The organism is Sanguibacter sp. Z41_6 (assembly GCF_059621145.1).
The window spans coordinates 311,025-327,721 of sequence record NZ_JCAQIF010000004.1; the positions used below are offsets into that span (position 1 = coordinate 311,025).

A 16,697-nucleotide genomic window follows, 5' to 3' on the forward strand; every position below is an offset into this window, starting at 1 on the left:
GCGGTGGGGGCCTGTGGTGAGGCCGTGCGGTCCGTGGCGACGCCACCGACCAGGCTGGGCTCAGCCAGCCGCGGACAGCCGCTGCGCGACGAGCTCCGCGACCTGGACGGCGTTGAGCGCCGCACCCTTGCGGAGGTTGTCGTTGCTCACGAACAGCGCGAGACCACGTCCGCCGGGGACCGACTGGTCCGTCCGGATGCGCCCCACGAAGCTCGGGTCCGCGCCCGCTGCCTCGAGCGGGTTCGGCACGTCGGCGAGCTCGACGCCCGGCGCGGCCGCGAGCAGCTCGCGCGCCCGCTCGGGCGACAGCGCACGCGCGAACTCCGCGTTGATCGCCAGGGAGTGCCCGCTGAACACGGGCACCCGGACGCACGTCCCGGAGACCGCGAGCTCCGGCAGACCGAGGATCTTGCGCGACTCGTTGCGCAGCTTCTGCTCCTCGTCCGTCTCGAGCGAGCCGTCGTCGACGATCGACCCGGCGAGCGGGACGACGTTGAACGCGATGTTCTTCACGTACTTCACCGGCTCCGGGAACGTCACCGCTCCGCCGTCGTGCACCAACCCGACGAGGTCCTGCTCGACGGCCGCACGCGCCTGCGAGTCGAGCTCCTGGGCGCCAGCGAGACCCGATCCGGAGACCGCCTGGTACGTCGAGACGATGAGGCGCTCGAGCCCGGCCTCGTCGGCGAGCGGCTTGAGCACAGGCATCGCGGCCATCGTCGTGCAGTTCGGGTTCGCGATGATCCCCTTGCGCGCGTCGGCGATCGCCTCCGGGTTGACCTCGGAGACGACGAGCGGGACGTCAGGGTCCAGGCGCCACGCCGACGAGTTGTCGATGACGACGGCACCCGCCGCGGCGAACCGCGGGGCCTGGGCCTTCGACGTCGACCCGCCTGCGGAGAACAGCGCGATGTCGATGCCCGTGAGGTCGGCGGTCTCCGCGTCCTCGACGACGACGTCCTCCCCCTGCCAGGGCAGGGTCGTTCCCGCGGAGCGGGCAGACGCGAAGTACCGGATCCGCCCGACCGGGAACTCCCGCTCGGCGAGCAGACGGCGCATGACGGCACCGACCTGCCCGGTCGCCCCGACGACGGCGACCACGAGCCCGCCCGTGCGGCTCCCGGCGCCCTGGACGACGCTCTCCGCCGCGCTCATCGTCCGGTCCCGCCGTAGACCACGGCCTCGCCCTCGCCGTCGAGCTCGAACGCCGTGTGCACCGCACGCACGGCGTCGTCGAGGCTGTCCTCACGCGTGACCACGGAGATGCGGATCTCCGAGGTGGTGATCATCTCGATGTTGATCCCGGCGTCACGCAGCGCCCCGAAGAGCTTGGCCGAGACGCCCGGGTGGGACTTCATGCCCGCCCCGACGAGGGACACCTTCCCGATCTGGTCGTCGTACTGCAGCGACGCGAACCCGATCTCGGTCCGGACGGCGTCGAGCGCCGTCATCGCGAGCTGCCCGTCGCCCTCGGGGAGGGTGAACGAGATGTCGGTGAGGCCCGTGGAGGCGGCCGACACGTTCTGGACGATCATGTCGATGTTGGCGCCCGCGCTCGCGACGACCTCGAAGATGCGCGCGGCGGTGCCCGGCACGTCGGGGACACCGACGACCGTGACCTTGGCCTCGCTGCGGTCGTGCGCCACACCGGAGATGATCGGGGCTTCCATCGTTACCTCTACCTCGCTCGGACCTGCCGCGACGTGCGCGGGGACGTTGGTGACCAGGGTTCCTTCCTTGCCGGAGAACGACGACCGGACGTGGATGGGAACGTTGTAGCGACGCGCGTACTCGACGCAGCGCAGCACGAGGACCTTGGCGCCCGACGCCGCCATCTCGAGCATCTCCTCGTAGGTGATGCGGTCGATCTTGCGGGCGCTGGGGACGATGCGCGGGTCAGCGGTGAAGACGCCGTCGACGTCCGTGTAGATCTCGCAGACGTCTGCGCCGAGGCCGGCAGCGAGCGCGACCGCGGTCGTGTCGGAGCCACCGCGGCCGAGCGTGGTGACGTCGTTCGTCGACTGTGTCACCCCCTGGAAGCCCGCGACGATCGCGACAGATCCCTTCTCGACGGTCTCCCGGATGCGCTCCGGGACGACGTCGACGATCCGCGCCTTGCCGTGCACGGCGTCGGTGATGACGCCCGCCTGCTGCCCGGTGAAGGACTTCGCCTTCACGCCCAGGCTGTTGATGGCCATCGCCAGCAGCGACATCGAGATGCGCTCGCCGGCGGTGAGGAGGATGTCCATCTCCCGGGACGGGGGCAGCGGGGTGATCTGCTGGGCGAGGTCGATGAGCTCGTCGGTGGTGTCCCCCATGGCCGAGACGACGACGACGAGGTCGTTCCCTGCCCTCTTGGACTCTGCGATCCGCTTGGCGACGCGCTTGATGCTCTCCGCGTCGGAGACGGACGAACCGCCATATTTCTGGACGATCAGTGCCACGAGTGGTACTCCGTTGCTCAGCTGGTCCCGTCGATCTAAACGTCCACCAGCATGGTTACGAACACTCGATGGTAGGGCACGACCGGTTCAGCTGACGACGAGGTCGTAGCCCAGCGTGCACACCAGTGCGGCGACGACGACGACGAACACGGCACGGACGAAGCGGTTCCCGCGCGCGACGGCCGTGCGCGCTCCGAGGTAGCCGCCGCAGAGGTTGGCGGCGCCGACGCAGAGCCCCAGCGCCCAGACCACGTGACCGCTGGGGACGAAGAACATGAGGGCGCCGGCATTCGTCGCGAAGTTGACGATCTTGGCCAGGGCGGAGGCCGGCAGGAACGCGTAGCCCAGCACGCTCACGAGGGCGATGACGAGGAAGGTGCCGGTGCCGGGCCCGAGCAGCCCGTCGTAGGCGCCGATGACGAGGCCGATCCCGGCCGCGGTCCAGCGGTGGCCGCTGCCCTCCCACCGCAGCACCGTGTCCTGGCCCAGGTGGGGTGTCCGCAGCGTGTAGGCGGCCACGCCGACGAGGACCACGAGGATGATCGGTGTGAACAGGTCCTCGGGGATGCGCGACGCGAGCGCCGCACCGCCGACCGCACCAGCGAGCGCGGCGAGCGCCATCGGCCCCGCCGTCCGCAGGTCCGGGCCGACGCGCCGGTAGTACGTGACGGCACTGACCGACGTGCCCATGATCCCGGCGAGCTTGTTGGTGGCGAGCGCCTGCACCGGCGTCATGCCCGGGACGAGCAGGAGCGCGGGGAGCTGGACGAGCCCTCCGCCACCGACCACGGCGTCCACCCAGCCGGCCACCAGACCGGCGAGGACGAGGGCGACCATCGTCAGGACGCCGATCTCGAGGTGGCCGACCGTGAGGGTTGCTGCGGTGAGCGCGCTGAGATCCACACGACATCCCTACCATCACTCACCCTGCCGTCCCCACTGACGCGGCTCCGCAGCCGCTACAGTCGGCCCATGACGAGCGCAGAGCCGCCGAAGCCGCCGATACCGGGCGCCGCACCGGGTCCTGGGGACCAGGTGGGCGCGGTGGGGCGCGACGCGTACGGCGCGCATCCGCGCGACGCGTACGGCGCAGATCCGCAGGCTGCGTACGGCGCACCTCCGCACGGCGCGTACGGCGCCCATCCGCAGGCTGCGTACGGCGCACCTCCGCAGGGCCAGTTCGGCGTCATCGCCCAGGGGGTCGCGCGGAGCTTCGGCGCCGTGCGGGCCGTGGACAGCGTCGACGTCCTCGCTCGACGGGGCGCCGTCACCGCGCTCATCGGCCCCAACGGCTCGGGCAAGACGACGCTCATGCTCATGCTCGCCGGTCTCCTCGTGCCCGACGCCGGGCACATCTTCATCGACGGCCTCGACCCGGTCACCCAGAACTACGCGGCACGGTCCCGCGTCGGCTGGATGCCCGACCAGTTCGGCACCTGGGAGTCGCTCACCGCCCGCGAGGTCCTGCTGACCACCGGCGCGACGTACCGGATGTCCGCGGAGCACAGCCGCCAACGCGCGATCGAGCTCCTCGACACGGTGCACCTCACGGCCCTCGCGGACCAGCCGGCACACGTGCTCTCCCGCGGGCAGAAGCAGCGCCTCGGGCTCGCCCGGGCGCTCGTCCACCGCCCGGCCGTGCTCGTCCTCGACGAGCCGGCCAACGGGCTCGACCCACGGTCGAGGATCGAGCTGCGGACGCTCGTGCGTTCCATCGCCGCGGCAGGCACGACGGTCCTCATCTCCAGCCACATCCTCGCCGAGCTGGACGAGATGGTCGACGACGCCGTGTTCATCTCCGCTGGTCGCACGGTGGCCCAAGAGTCGGTCGCCGAGGCGCGCACCGCACACCGCACGTGGCGGGTGAAGGCCCTGCAGGTCGCGCCCCTCGTCGAGTGGCTGCGCTCGGTGGGCATGCCGTTCGTGCAGCAGCCCGACAGCACCCTCATCCTTCAGCTCGGCGGCGAGGAGGCCGCGTCGCGGCTCCTGCGGGACGCCGTCACCGCCGGCGTCCCGCTCGTCTCGCTCGCTCCGTCGGGCGGCGCGCTGGAACAGACGTACCTGTCACTCAACGAGGAGCGCCGGTGAGCACCTATCCTGCCCCACCCCCGCCGGCTGCACCGCAGGTGTACGGGGCGCCACCCCAGGGTCCCGAGAACCGCGGCGACTGGTCGTTGTCCTGGCATGGTGTGACGACGGTCGCCCGCCTGGAGCTCACCCAGCGGCTGCGGTCCACGAAGTGGAAGGTCGCTCTCGGCGTGTGGTTCGTCGTGGTGGGTGGCACCTGCATCCTCATCAGCGCTGCGTCGTCCGCCGGTGCCTCCTACGGCGACATGAAGACCGGTCCGCTGATCTTCGGTCTCAACGTCATCTTCATCCTCTTCCTCGGCCTCCTCGTCACCCCGACGTTGAGCTCGGGGGCGATCAACGGCGACCGCAACGCCGGGACGCTGGCGATCCTCCAGGTCTCCATGCTCACGCCCGTGGAGATCGCGCTCGGCAAGATCGCCGCCGGCTGGCTCGCGTCGATGGCGTTCCTCGCCGTCAGCGTCCCGTTCATGGTCTGGGCGTTCCTGGCGGGAGGGGTGCGTTTCCTGGCGCTCCTCACCACGCTCGTCATCCTCGCGCTGCTGCTGCTCGTCGTCTGCGCGGTCAGCCTGGCGTTCTCGTCGCTCGTGAGCAAGACGAGCGGGTCCGCCCTGCTGTCCTACCTGTCCGTGGCGACCCTGAGCTTCGTCACGGTCGCCGTCTTCTTCCTCACGATCTTGATCGTCACCGAGGAGAACGTCGAGGTCACGACCTACCGACCGACGGAGTGGGACCAGAGCACCGGCAGGGTCACGGAGTGCGAGCTGCAGACGTACCGCACGACGCTCATCCACACGGAGTGGACCTGGTGGCTGCTCGCGGTGAACCCGTTCGTCCTCGTCGCGGACGCCGCACCCGGCGGTGAGGCGTTCGGCCGTGGGGGACCCGACCCGCTCGCCGGGATCCGCGACGGCGTGCGCCTCGCCCGTGCGGGGGCGGACACCGGGAACGAGTGCGAGGAGTTCGTCGACGTGGCCGGCGCGGGAGACCGCGAGACCGAGCTGTCCAGCATGAGTCCCGTGTGGCCGTGGGGGCTGGCGTTCTACCTGCTGCTCGGGGCGGGCGCACTGTTCGTCACCGTCCGGCGCATCCGGATCCCGCAGCACAAGCTGGCACGTGGGACCCGCGTCGCCTGACGGTCAGGACTGGAGCGCGTCGTACTCCGCCTCGGCGGCGACGTCGTCGTCGACGTCGAGGCGCAGGTGGGCGAGGATGAGCTGGAGCACGCGCAGCGCGCTGGCAGCGCGCTCGCCCCAGGAGGACAGGTAGGAGAACTGCCACCACCACAGGGCCTCGACCTCGTGGCCGGCGTCGTAGTGCTGGAGCCCCTGGGTCAGCGCGGACGCCACCGTCGCGAGGTCCGCGGAGAGGCTGGCCCCGCCCACCTCGACCCCGAGCACGGGGTCGATCACCTCGACGTACTCGTCGAGCCCGTCGAGGACCCGAGCGAGTCCCACCCGCAGCGGGTCGAGGTCGACGTCCTCGCCGTCGTCGGGCTCGAACCGGTGGGCCGGGACGACGTCGACCATGGCGCCCAGGCGGGCGCCCGCTCCGAGGATGTCCGACGTCGCGAGGAGCAGCAGGGAGATCGCCGCCTCGGGGGCGCCGCCGGAGGCGACCTCCGCGCAGGTCTGCACGAACCGGGCCGCCTGGGGCGCTACCGCTCGCGCGACCGAGGCGACGTCCGCCGGGTCGGACTCGGTCGGGGTGCGCGGGTTCGTCGGGCCTTCGTCCGTCATGCTCGTTGCGCTCACTGCGTCCCCCGTGGTGTGTGTCATCCTCCGACCAGCCTACGGCCCTCGAAAGCTCGGCCGAGCGTGACCTCGTCGGCGTACTCCAAGTCTCCCCCGACGGGCAGACCGGACGCCAGGCGCGTGATGCGCAGGCCCATCGGACCGAGCATCCGTGCGAGGTAGGTGGCTGTCGCCTCTCCCTCGACGTTCGGGTCCATCGCGAGGATGACCTCCTGGACGGTGCCGTCCGCGAGCCGCGTGAGCAGCTCCTTGATGCGCAGGTCGTCGGGTCCGACGTTGTCGATCGGGTTGATGGCGCCGCCGAGCACGTGGTACCGACCCCGGAACTCGCGGGTCCGTTCGATCGCGACGACGTCCTTGGCCTCCTCGACGACGCAGATGGCCGTCAGGGAGCGCCGGGGGTCCCGGCACACGCGACAGAGCTCGTCCTCCGCGACGTTGCCGCAGATGTCGCAGAACCGCACCCGCGCCTTGACCTCGGTGAGCACCTCCGCGAGGCGACGGACGTCGGACGCCTCCGCCGCGAGCAGGTGGAAGGCGATCCGCTGCGCGCTCTTGGGCCCGATGCCGGGCAGCCGGCCGAGCTCGTCGATGAGGTCCTGGACCACTCCTTCATACACACCCCCAGCCTACGCGGGCGCTCCGAGAGGGCCGGACACGAGCGGCACGGGACGGGACGGGCGGATCCTGACACGGGGGCGCATAGCGCGGGAAACGACGACATCCGCCGCCGTGGCGGGAAACGTCGCGATGCATCGCGATCAATCGTCATTCATCATGATTGATCATCGTTCTTCGCGATGGGTGGGTACATGTCCTGACAAAGGGGCATAAATGCCGACGAATGGGTATTCGCAACATGCTCGTTGCCGCGCCCTCGTGCCGTTTCAGGCTAACACATCCGCTGACCGCAAGTATGAACAGCGGTATGTGAAGGTGATTGTTTTTTATTGCCCGTCGATGATCTCGTCGATGACCCGTCCACCGAGCATCTGGGTCACGAGCGGCACACCGACGAGACCCGACGACGCGAGGTCCTCGTCGTCGGGCTGGGGGTCGTCGACGACACGAGAGCGCGCGTCGAGCGCCTGCCGCGACTCCGCCGCACGCCGCTCCGCCGCCTGGCGCGGGGTCTCGCCCCCACCGGGCGCGTACTCGGGGCCGGCGTCGTAGTCGGCCGGTGGCTCGGGGGCGTCCTCGTCCACCACCCGTGCGGGCGCCGCGACCGGCCCGCGGTGCGCCTGGGGGTCCTGCGGCGTCGGAAGAGCGACGCGCGCCACCGGTGCCGCTGGCGCGTCCCAGGAGGCGGCGGCCGCCGCAGGGTCGACGCCCGCGATCCGTGGGCCTGCCCCGCCCCCGCCGGTCGCGGACGACGCCCGGTCGTTCGTCGCGCGCGCCGCCGGGCGGGCGCCGTCGTCGACGCCACCCTCGACCCGCACGTCGAAGCCGAGGGTCTCGCGCACGGCACGTTGCACCAGCTCCGCACCGGGGCTGTTACGGAACGTCGTGGCGAGCCCGGCGGAGGAGAAGGTCAGGGACAGGGTCGTGTCGGTGAGCTCCGCAACCTGGGCGTTCTGACTCACCAGGGCCCAGGTCGCCTTGCGGAGCCTGCTCAGCGTGTCGAGCACCTCAGGCCACCTCCGCCGCAGCATCTCGGTGTTCGTGGCCTGCGTGGCAGCGGAGGCAGGCATGGCAGCGGAGGCAGGCGCGCCCGCTGCGGGCGCCGACGATGCCGGGGCAGCCTGGGGCGCTGGAGCAGCCGGGGAGCCGGCGCCAGGGCGCGCGGCGGACTGACCCTCCGACACTGCCCGCTCCCGCGCGTCCTGCCGCGGCTGCGGGACCGGCTCCGGCTGCGCGTCCGGCTGCCGCTGCGCGTCCGGCTGCGAGCCTGCGTGCGGCGAGGCCTGCCCCTGTTTCGGCGGCTCGGCGTGCGCCTGGACCGCCGGAGCAGTCTCCCATGGCGGGTCGTCGTGGGACGTGACGGGCGTGGGGGCCGAGGAGGCGGGCGCGGGAGACGCGGGCGCGGGGGACGTGGAGCCCACCTCCGCGGTCGTCGCGGTCACCGGAGCGGGTGCAGTTCTGGTCGGGACGGGCGCGGCGCTGGCGGGGACGGGCGCGGTGCTGGCCGGGACAGGGGCCTGGCGGACTGCCGCGCCCCGTTCGAGCCGGTCGAGGCGGGCGGCCAGACCCGCGGTCGTGTCGTCGACGGCGGGCAGGAGGAGCCGGGCGCACAACAGCTCGAGGTGCAGCCGGGGCGAGGTCGCTCCGCTCATCTCGGACAGCGCAGCGTTCACGGTGTCCGCCGAGCGGGAGAGCTCGCCCGCGCCGAGGTTCGACGCCTGCGCCTGCATGCGCGCCATCTGGTCTGCGGGCACGTTGCGGAGCACCGCCTGCGCGGCGTCCCCCGAGACGGACAGGACGATGAGGTCGCGCAACCGCTCGAGCAGGTCCTCGACGAACCTCCGCGGCTCATGACCGGTGGCGATGACGTGGTCGACGACACGGAACATGCTCGCGCCGTCCCGTGCCGCGAGCGCCTCCACGACGTCGTCGAGCAGCGTGACATGCGTGTATCCCAGCAAGGAGACGGCGCGTTCGTAGTCGAGCGCGCTGTCCTGCGCCCCGGCCATGAGCTGGTCGAGGACGGACAGGGAGTCACGGACGGAGCCACCTCCGGCGCGCACGACGAGGGGCAGCACGCCTGCGCCGACGCTGATTCCCTCGCTCTCGCACAGCTCGCCGAGGTACTCCTGGAGCGTGGTCGGCGACACGAGCCGGAACGGGTAGTGGTGGGTGCGTGAGCGGATCGTCCCGATGACCTTCTCGGGCTCGGTCGTCGCGAAGATGAACTTGAGGTACTCCGGCGGCTCCTCGACGATCTTCAGCAGCGCGTTGAAGCCCTGCGCCGTGACCATGTGGGCCTCGTCGAGGATGAAGATCTTGAAGCGGTCCCGGGACGGGGAGAACGTGGCACGCTCGCGCAGCTCCCGGGCGTCGTCGACCCCGCCGTGGCTGGCTGCGTCGATCTCGACGACGTCGAGGCTGCCCGGGCCCCCGCGGGAGAGCTCGACGCACGACTCGCACTCCCCGCACGGGGTGTCCGACGGCGACTCAGGCGTGTTGCGGGCGCAGTTGAGGATGCGTGCAAGGATCCGGGCCGAGGTCGTCTTGCCGCACCCGCGCGGACCCGAGAAGAGGTAGGCATGGTTGACGCGGTCGGAGCGCAGCGCCTGCATGAGCGGCACGGTGACGTGCTCCTGCCCGATCACCTCGGCGAAGTTCTCGGGACGGTAGCGGCGGTACAGGGCTGTGCTCACGGACGCCACTCTAGACGCCGGCGCTGACAGGGCACCGGGCCGAGAGGGCCGCCGAGCCCTCCAGGTCCGGGCGGCCCGACGGCGGCGGCGCCAGCGCGGTCGTGGGTGCCGTCCGCACGATCGTCCAGCGCTGAAGCAGCATCACCGCGCCCCGGGCGCCCTCTCGATCACGTACATGGGCCACGTCCGCACGGTCGCGAGGTCCATGATCCCGACCACCACCGCGGCCACGACGGCTGCGACCGTCAGCGGGGCGGAGACGTCGATCAGGGAGCGCCAGGGCGACAAGGTAGCGGCGAGGAGACCGACGAACAGCACGGTGTGGACGAGGCTGCGCCGCAGCCTCGGCCAGTCAGCGGTGCAGGGCCTTGCGCGCCAACCAGTTCCCGAGCAGCTGGGCGAGCTGGACGATGAGCACGATGACGACGACGACGACGAGCACGACCTCCCAGTTGAGGCGCTGGTACCCGAACCGGATGGCGAAGTCGCCGAGCCCTCCTCCGCCGATGATGCCGGCCATGGCGGACATGTCGACGATGGCGACGAAGATGAAGGTGTACCCGAGGATGAGCGGGGCGAGCGCCTCGGGGATGAGCACCGACCACACGATGCGCAGGCGCGAGGCGCCCATCGCGCGCGCGGCCTCGATGACGCCCGGGTCGAGCGAGACGAGGTTCTGCTCGACGATCCGGGAGACCGCGAACGTCGTCATGATCGACATCGGGAACGTCGCCGCGCCCGTACCGAGCGCCGTCCCCACCACCTCGAGCGTGAGCGGGCCCACGAGCGCGAGGAAGATGACGAACGGGATCGGTCGGACGATGTTCACGATGATGTTGAGCACCGCGAACACCGGGGCGTTGCTGAAGAGGTTGCCCTTGCGGGTCCCGTAGAGCGCGAGCCCGAGCAGGAGCCCGAAGAACCCGCCGGCGAGCAGGCTGACGGAGACCATGAAGGCGGTCTCGCCCACCGATTCGAGCAGCTGCGGGCCCAGCCGGTCCCAGTCGGTCTCCCGCGCGGCGAGGTTCATGACGCCTTCCCGACGGTCGACCCGGTCGATGCCGCGGAGCTCCGGGGGCCTGTGGCGTCCGGGTCGGTGAGCGGCGCGGCCGCTGTCCCGAGGTCGATGACCGTCGTCGAACGGCGCAGGTCCGCGAGGAAGGCGCGGATCTGCGCGTCGTCCCCCTCGAGCGCGACGGTGAGACTGCCGAAGGGCCGCTCGGAGATCTCGGTGATCCCGCCGTAGACGATGGTTCCGTCGACGGCGTGCTCACGCAGCGCCCGGGTGAGGTCGGTGCTGGACGCACCGTCCTCCCGGACCCCGATGGTGACCATCCGCCCGGGATGGCGTCGCCGCAGGCGCTCGAGCGCCGCGGGGCTGGGCCGGTCCTTGAGGGAGGTGCCGACGAAGCGCTTCGTCGCCGGGTGTTCCGGGCTGGCGAACACCCGGTACACCTCGCCGGACTCCACGACCTTGCCGTTCTCCATGACCGCGACGCGGTCGCACATGTACTTCACGACGTCCATCTCGTGCGTGATGACGACGACCGTGACGCCCAGCTCCTGGTTGACGCGACGCAAGAGGTTGAGGACGTCCTGCGTCGTCTCGGGGTCGAGGGCGCTCGTCGACTCGTCCGCGAGGAGGATCTTGGGGTCGGTCGCCAGGGCGCGCGCGATGCCGACGCGCTGCTTCTGTCCACCCGAGAGCTGCCCCGGGTACTGCCGGGCCTTGTCGGAGATGCCGACGAACTCGAGCAGCTGCGCGACGCGTTCCTTGCGCCTGGCCCTCGGCCACCCGGCGACCTCGAGCGGGTAGGCGACGTTCCCGGCGACCGTCCGCGAGGACAGGAGGTTGAACTGCTGGAAGATCATGCCGATGCCCGCGCGGACGGACCGCAGCTCCTTCTCGGGCAACCGGCTCACGTCCTGGCCGTCGACGTGGACCTGGCCGGACGTCACGGGCTCGAGGGCGTTGATGAGCCGCACGAGGGTCGACTTGCCGGCGCCGGAGTACCCGATGACGCCGAAGATCTCCCCCGCGGCGACGTCGAGGGTCACGCCGTCCACGGCACGCACCTCGCCCGACGAGGTCCGGAAGATCTTCGTCGCGTCCTTGAAACTCACCATCGCGGGCGCGGTGCCGCTCATCGGTGCTCCATCCCTCGTCCGTCGCCAGTCATCCTGCCAGCCGTGCACGACGGCGGCCCGGACGGTCCGGATCCTGTCCGGTACCGCCGGGCCACCCCCGACCGTGCGTTGCGCCGTGCGGCGACGTCAGCCCTGGGACTCGATGTCGGCGGTGATCTCCGCGAGGTAGCCCTGGAGCTCCTCCGCGCTCTGGTTCGCGATGACGGCGGAGCCGCCCGAGGCCTCGAGGAGAGCGGCCTCGACCTCGGAGTCGTGGAAGATCTCGACGAGCTTGAGGTACGTCTCGTTGTCCTTGTCCTCGGCCCGCGCCACGAAGATGTTGATGTAGGGGCGCGCGCCCTCGGAGTCCGCCTCGTCCTGGTAGAGGGCGTTCTCGGGCGTGAGCCCGGCGTCGAGCACGAAGTCGTTGTTGATGATCGACCCGGCGACCGACGACAGGCTGATCGCGGTCTGCGCGGCGTCGACGGGGATGACGCTCACGCGTGAGGACTCGAGGACCTCGGTCTCGTCGGAGAAGGGTGACCCGCCGTCCTCGAGCTCGATGAGGCCCGCGTCCTGGAGGACGAGCAGCGCCCGGGAGAGGTTGGTGGGATCGTTCGGGATGGCGATCTCGCCGCCCTCGGGGATGTCTTCCACGCTGCTGTACTGGGTGGAGTACAGGGCGAGGGGGTAGACCGCGGTGGCGCCGATGGGCGTGAGGTCCTCCCCCGACGTGGCGTTGTAGTCCGCGAGGTAGAGCAGGTGCTGGAACTGGTTGAGGTCCAGCTCCTCCTGTGCGAGCGCGGGGTTCGGCTGCGTGTACTCCGTGAAGTTCACGAGCTCGACCTCGATGCCCTCGGCCTGCGCCTTCTCGATGAAGATCGGCCACTGCTCGTCGGAGTCGTTGACGACGCCGATGCGGATGGGCTCCGACTCGTCCTCGTCGGTGCCGCAGGCGGCGAGACCGAGCACGAGAGCGGAGGCAGCAAGGGCGGCGAACGTCTTCGAGCGGGCGGTGCGGGCGGTGCGGGACATGGTGTTCCTTCCGGTGTGCGCAGGTGCGCGCGGGTGCAAAGGTCGCGGAGGTGGGTGGCCGACGGCCGGGCCGGGGCGGTTGTCGGCGGACGACGTCGGACGACTCAGGGCTGCGGCCCTGTCCGGCAGGCCCGGGGCCCGGCCGGTGTCGTCGCAGTGGGGCGCCGCTGCGCGGCGCGTGTCGGGGTCCTCCCCCGATCCGGGTGTGACGCTCGGGTCAGCGACAACACCCGCCGGGCATCATGCCCGGGCGGCAGCACGCCTGCGGCGAGCGGCACAGGGTGCTGGCTCGTCGCGTGCGGGTGCTGGTGGTGACCATGAGTCACATCATGCGCGGCGTTCGACCGCCATTTCCACTCCGCGGACACCAGGTTCCAGCATGCGGACGTGACGCGGGCCACATGGTGGGCACCGCGATGGCGGGTGCCCCGGATGGCCCCGGGCATGAAAAGGACCCCCCGCACACCCGTCAGAGCTCACCTGCCCTTGCTGCCTTCCGGCCCTGGGGGAGTTCAGCGAGATGACGCCGCACGAGGGGTCTGGGGAAACACTAACCCGGAGCGCGCGCCCCGCCCAAACGTGCGGCCGCGCAGGGGCGATTCGGTGTCCGCCCGGTTCTTGGGTATCCTCGTCAGGCTGGGTCCGCCCGGTGCGTCACGGAGGATTCGCCTAGTGGCCTATGGCGCCGTCTTGGAAAGGCGGTTGGGTTCACGCCCTCGGGGGTTCGAATCCCCCATCCTCCGCCGCGACGAACGGCCTGTCTCCCCACGGAGGCAGGCCTTTCGTCATACCCGCCTCGTCAGAGGTAGAACCCGGTCGCCGAATCCGGCGCCCCGCCGTCTGCCACCGGATCGGCCAGCCGCCCTCGGATGGCGACCCGCTCCACGCCGCCTGCGGAGGTCGTCACGAGCCAAGGAACACCCGTGGCTCCGCACCGCGCGACGACCGTCCCGTCCCCGAGGCTCGTCCGCACCGCGGCGACGACCCCCGCGTCCGTCACCGTCGCGAGGTGGCCCTCCTCGTACGCCAGGGCGACCCTCCCGCGCAGCCCGTGCGCCTGCCAGCACCGGCAGCTGCGCGCCTCAGCCAGCCGCAGCCGCTCGGCCGCCGCCGCCCGTCGCTTCCTGCGGGCAACGAGGTACCGCTGGTGCAGCCGCACGGCGAGCAGGACCGCGAGCACCGGCAGACCGACGAGCCCGAGGCTCCACACACCGATGACGAACACGTCGCCGGAGGGCACGAGCTCCTGGAGCACCAGCGCGACCGGGATACCGAGGCAGACCCCGCCGATCCCGGCGAGCCCGTACCACCCCGTGGGTCGCTCGTGCTCCCCCTGGGTCTCCCCCGACGCAGCGTCGTACCGCAGGGTCCGCAGCGCCCGCCACACCTGGGAGTCAGGCCGCGAGAACCCCGGGACCCGCACCGTGCGGCACCACGTCTGCCGCACCCCGATGACGACGAGGACACCGATGAGACCGAACGGGATGAGCGCGAGAGCCAGGACGGACAGGGCGGTGATGGCCGTGCGGTAACCGACCATGGGATGCGCCCGGCCGAGACGGTCCGCCGCCTCGTCGACGACCGGCGGCACGGGAGACGTCCGGCGGGCGGCCTCGAGCACGAGCCGTGCCCCCGCCTCGTCCGCACGCCTCTCGAGCTGCGCCACCACCTCGAGCAGCCGGCCCGGGTCGTCGACGACCGGTGGGTCGTCATGGACGAGCGGCTGGACGATCTCGAGGACCGCGCGTGCGGGATCGGCCAGGTCGGCCCGACGCGTCGTCTCGGAGACCGCGAGCCTGCCGAGCACGTGCGGCGTGACGATGCCGTAGCGGCCCACGACGGTGCGCCACGCCTCGTCCGCCATGACCCACTCGCCGATCTGCTCGGCGGCAGCACCCACGAGGTAGGCGGCACGCCACGCCACGGGCGACCCTGAGGTCTCGAGGGCAGACTGCAGGAGTCTGCCGAACATCCCCCGGTCGCCCAGCGCCGCGCCGGCCGCGAGCACGATGTCGTCACGCCACCGGGCTGTTGCGTCGCTGTCAGCACCGGGCTCTCGCCCGAGGAGCGCGAGCGCCTCCGCCGACCGGTGCGTGACGACGAGGACGTGCGCCTGCGCCACGGTCGCGGCCGCGCCCGGCGACCACGAGCCCGACACGTAGAGCCGCTCGGCCAGCGCGAAGTCGTCGCACGACACCGCCCAGCCGAACCACGTCTCCCACTGCGCGTCGAGGTCGACCGCGTCCGTGGCCGGGCCACCTCCCGCGGGAAAGGCGCTCCCCGCGCGCGGCGTGCCGCCCGTCATCGCCCCACCCCCACCCGTGCCTGTCTGGTCCATACCCCTATGTCGGTCTCCCGAGGTCATGTCTTGACCACCAGATCTCCACACGTCCGACCGACCACCCCGTCTAGACTTGCGGCCATGATCTTCAAGCGCGTCGGGGACGGCCGGCCCTACCCCGACCACGGACTCGTCACGGCGAAGGACTGGTCGTCCGTGGCACCACGGCAGGTCCGCCTCGACGAGCTCGTCACGACCAAGCGCACCCTCAACCTCGACAACCTCCTCGCGGAGGACTCGACGTTCTACGGGGACCTCTTCGCGCACGTCGTGCAGTACGAGGGCGTCATGTACCTCGAGGACGGCCTGCACCGCGCCGTCCGCGCAGCGCTGCAGCAACGTGGCCTCCTGCACGCGCGCGTCCTCGTGCTCGATTGATCCCGACGGGCGGTAAATTTCTCAGATGACCACGCCGGACGACGTCAAGCGTGCGCGCACGCTGCGCAGACGCCACAAGCAAGAACGCCAGGCTGTGATCTTCGGCGTCCTCATCGCCTTCCTTGCCGTCACCGGCCTCGGGGCGCTCGCCGTGTACACCGGCACCGTCGACCCACCGTTCGAGCGTGACTTCACCTACGCCACGAAGCAGACCGACGAGCAGTACCCGCAGGCGTGCCTGCCCGACGGCACCATGCCGGTTCCCAGCGGCGACATCACTCTCAACGTCCTGAACGCCACCGACCGTGCGGGCCTCGCCACCGTCGCCGCCGAGACCCTCGCCGAGCGCGGGTTCGCTGTCGCGACCACCGGGAACGCCTCGGTCGACCTCGCGAGCGTCCGCATCTCCTTCGGGGCGGCCGGGCTCGCCCAGGCGTACACGGTCGCGGCCCACTTCAGCGAGAGCGACCTCTACTACGACGCACGCGCGGACGCGACGATCGACGTCACGCTGGGCGACGAGTTCGAGTCGCTCAGCGAGGAGGTCGCGCTGGATCCCGCGATCGCGATGATCTCCCGCGAAGGCTGCCTCCCGCTCGACCAGATCGCGCCCGAGCAGCTACCCACCCCGGAGCCCACCACAGAAGAGGCACCAGCTGAGGGCGAGCCCGCCGCATGACCGTCCCCATGACCCGAGGAGTGCAATGTCCGAGCCGAACCTGAGCAAGGATCCCCGCCCCGGTGCGGGCGCGTCCGGGTCGTACCCCGACCCGACCGGCGGTGCGTTCAGCCCCTACCGTCAGGGCCCGTCAGCGTGGGACGAGCCGACCGCTCCCCAGGTCCCGACGTACGAGGCGCCGAGCTACGACCCGACCACCTACCAGTCCCCCGCTGGCGGTCCGGGCTACGTGGGCAGGCCGACGAACGCCATGGCCATCGGGTCGCTCGTCGCGTCCATCGCCGGCTGGACGATCGTCCCTGTCCTGGGCTGGATCGTCGGCATCGTCCTCGGGCACATCGCGCGCTCCCAGCTGCGCACGAGCGGCGAGCAGGGCGCGGGCTTCGCGGTGGCCGGACTGGTGATCAGCTACGTGAGCCTGTTCCTCGTCGTCGGGCTCGTGTTCCTGCTCGGCATGGTGATCCTCGGGCTGAGCTTCGGGTTCAGGTAGCGCGACCGGGCACCTGCACGACACGGCACGGGCCGGACCGCTTC

General features: G+C 71.2%; 16 protein-coding genes, 1 tRNA gene and 1 other RNA gene. 6 read left to right on the forward strand and 12 right to left on the reverse strand.

Annotation, left to right across the window (positions count from 1 at the left end; genetic code table 11):
• Positions 1-60 precede the first annotated feature (60 nt).
• The 3 genes from AC54T1_RS11595 to AC54T1_RS11605 all read right to left on the reverse strand — a co-directional run bounded on the left by AC54T1_RS11595 (position 61) and on the right by AC54T1_RS11605 (position 3,281).
• The gene (locus AC54T1_RS11595; protein WP_484345471.1) at positions 61-1,155 is read right to left on the reverse strand and encodes an aspartate-semialdehyde dehydrogenase; all 1,095 of its coding nucleotides are present in this window, start codon (positions 1,153-1,155) and stop codon (positions 61-63) included.
• Positions 1,152-2,444, reverse strand: a complete 1,293-nt coding sequence (locus AC54T1_RS11600; RefSeq protein WP_484345470.1) for an aspartate kinase — start codon at positions 2,442-2,444, stop codon at positions 1,152-1,154. Before AC54T1_RS11600 ends, AC54T1_RS11595 begins: the two co-directional genes overlap by 4 nt.
• A gap of 87 nt (positions 2,445-2,531) precedes the next feature.
• Complete coding sequence (locus AC54T1_RS11605) at positions 2,532-3,281, reverse strand: TSUP family transporter (RefSeq protein ID WP_496912076.1); 750 nt, start codon at positions 3,279-3,281, stop codon at positions 2,532-2,534.
• A 135-nt stretch (positions 3,282-3,416) separates the two neighbouring features.
• Between AC54T1_RS11605 and AC54T1_RS11610 the strand changes: the two genes are divergently transcribed.
• Positions 3,417-4,532: an ABC transporter ATP-binding protein gene (locus tag AC54T1_RS11610; RefSeq protein WP_496912022.1), complete on the forward strand. Its 1,116-nt coding sequence runs from the start codon at positions 3,417-3,419 to the stop codon at positions 4,530-4,532.
• Positions 4,529-5,668: an ABC transporter permease gene (locus tag AC54T1_RS11615; RefSeq protein ID WP_496912023.1), complete on the forward strand. Its 1,140-nt coding sequence runs from the start codon at positions 4,529-4,531 to the stop codon at positions 5,666-5,668. The genes AC54T1_RS11610 and AC54T1_RS11615 overlap by 4 nt, the downstream gene beginning before the upstream one ends.
• Before the next feature lie 3 nt (positions 5,669-5,671).
• On the opposite strand, the gene AC54T1_RS11620 is transcribed toward AC54T1_RS11615, so the two are convergent.
• The 8 genes from AC54T1_RS11620 to ffs all read right to left on the reverse strand — a co-directional run bounded on the left by AC54T1_RS11620 (position 5,672) and on the right by ffs (position 13,308).
• Positions 5,672-6,271 (reverse strand): DUF5063 domain-containing protein, encoded by a 600-nt coding sequence (locus AC54T1_RS11620; RefSeq protein WP_484345738.1) that lies wholly within the window; start codon positions 6,269-6,271, stop codon positions 5,672-5,674.
• Positions 6,272-6,306: 35 nt separating this feature from the next.
• On the reverse strand, positions 6,307-6,906 hold the full coding sequence (gene recR / locus AC54T1_RS11625; protein ID WP_484345467.1) for a recombination mediator RecR: 600 nt from the start codon (positions 6,904-6,906) through the stop codon (positions 6,307-6,309).
• A gap of 327 nt (positions 6,907-7,233) precedes the next feature.
• A complete protein-coding gene (locus tag AC54T1_RS11630; protein ID WP_496912024.1) occupies positions 7,234-9,603 on the reverse strand; it encodes a DNA polymerase III subunit gamma and tau in 2,370 nt (789 codons plus the stop codon).
• 141 nt (positions 9,604-9,744) lie between these two features.
• Positions 9,745-9,921 carry a hypothetical protein gene (locus AC54T1_RS11635; protein WP_496912025.1) on the reverse strand — a complete coding sequence of 59 codons (177 nt, stop codon included), beginning with the start codon at positions 9,919-9,921 and terminating at the stop codon, positions 9,745-9,747.
• A 34-nt stretch (positions 9,922-9,955) separates the two neighbouring features.
• Entirely contained in the window at positions 9,956-10,633 is a 678-nt protein-coding gene (locus AC54T1_RS11640) for a methionine ABC transporter permease (RefSeq protein WP_496912026.1), read from the reverse strand.
• Positions 10,630-11,751 carry a methionine ABC transporter ATP-binding protein gene (locus AC54T1_RS11645; protein ID WP_496912027.1) on the reverse strand — a complete coding sequence of 374 codons (1,122 nt, stop codon included), beginning with the start codon at positions 11,749-11,751 and terminating at the stop codon, positions 10,630-10,632. The genes AC54T1_RS11640 and AC54T1_RS11645 overlap by 4 nt, the downstream gene beginning before the upstream one ends.
• 126 nt (positions 11,752-11,877) lie before the next feature.
• Positions 11,878-12,765: a MetQ/NlpA family ABC transporter substrate-binding protein gene (locus AC54T1_RS11650; protein ID WP_496912028.1), complete on the reverse strand. Its 888-nt coding sequence runs from the start codon at positions 12,763-12,765 to the stop codon at positions 11,878-11,880.
• Positions 12,766-13,211: 446 nt separating this feature from the next.
• An RNA gene (gene ffs, locus AC54T1_RS11655) (signal recognition particle sRNA small type) lies at positions 13,212-13,308 on the reverse strand.
• A 115-nt stretch (positions 13,309-13,423) separates the two neighbouring features.
• On the opposite strand from ffs, the gene AC54T1_RS11660 reads away from it, so the two are divergent.
• A tRNA-Ser gene (locus AC54T1_RS11660) sits at positions 13,424-13,508 on the forward strand.
• Between the two features lie 56 nt (positions 13,509-13,564).
• Here AC54T1_RS11660 and AC54T1_RS11665 read toward each other — a convergent pair.
• Positions 13,565-15,103 (reverse strand): hypothetical protein, encoded by a 1,539-nt coding sequence (locus AC54T1_RS11665; protein WP_496912029.1) that lies wholly within the window; start codon positions 15,101-15,103, stop codon positions 13,565-13,567.
• 84 nt (positions 15,104-15,187) lie between these two features.
• Here AC54T1_RS11665 and AC54T1_RS11670 point away from each other — a divergent pair, with 84 nt between their 5' ends.
• From AC54T1_RS11670 to AC54T1_RS11680, 3 genes are read left to right on the forward strand one after another with little or no spacing between them, the layout of a single operon-like run.
• Positions 15,188-15,484 (forward strand): type II toxin-antitoxin system VapB family antitoxin, encoded by a 297-nt coding sequence (locus tag AC54T1_RS11670; RefSeq protein ID WP_484345462.1) that lies wholly within the window; start codon positions 15,188-15,190, stop codon positions 15,482-15,484.
• A gap of 25 nt (positions 15,485-15,509) precedes the next feature.
• Positions 15,510-16,163 (forward strand): LytR C-terminal domain-containing protein, encoded by a 654-nt coding sequence (locus AC54T1_RS11675; protein WP_484345461.1) that lies wholly within the window; start codon positions 15,510-15,512, stop codon positions 16,161-16,163.
• Positions 16,164-16,188: 25 nt separating this feature from the next.
• Complete coding sequence (locus tag AC54T1_RS11680) at positions 16,189-16,653, forward strand: DUF4190 domain-containing protein (RefSeq protein ID WP_496912030.1); 465 nt, start codon at positions 16,189-16,191, stop codon at positions 16,651-16,653.
• The last annotated feature ends 44 nt before the right edge of the window (positions 16,654-16,697 follow it).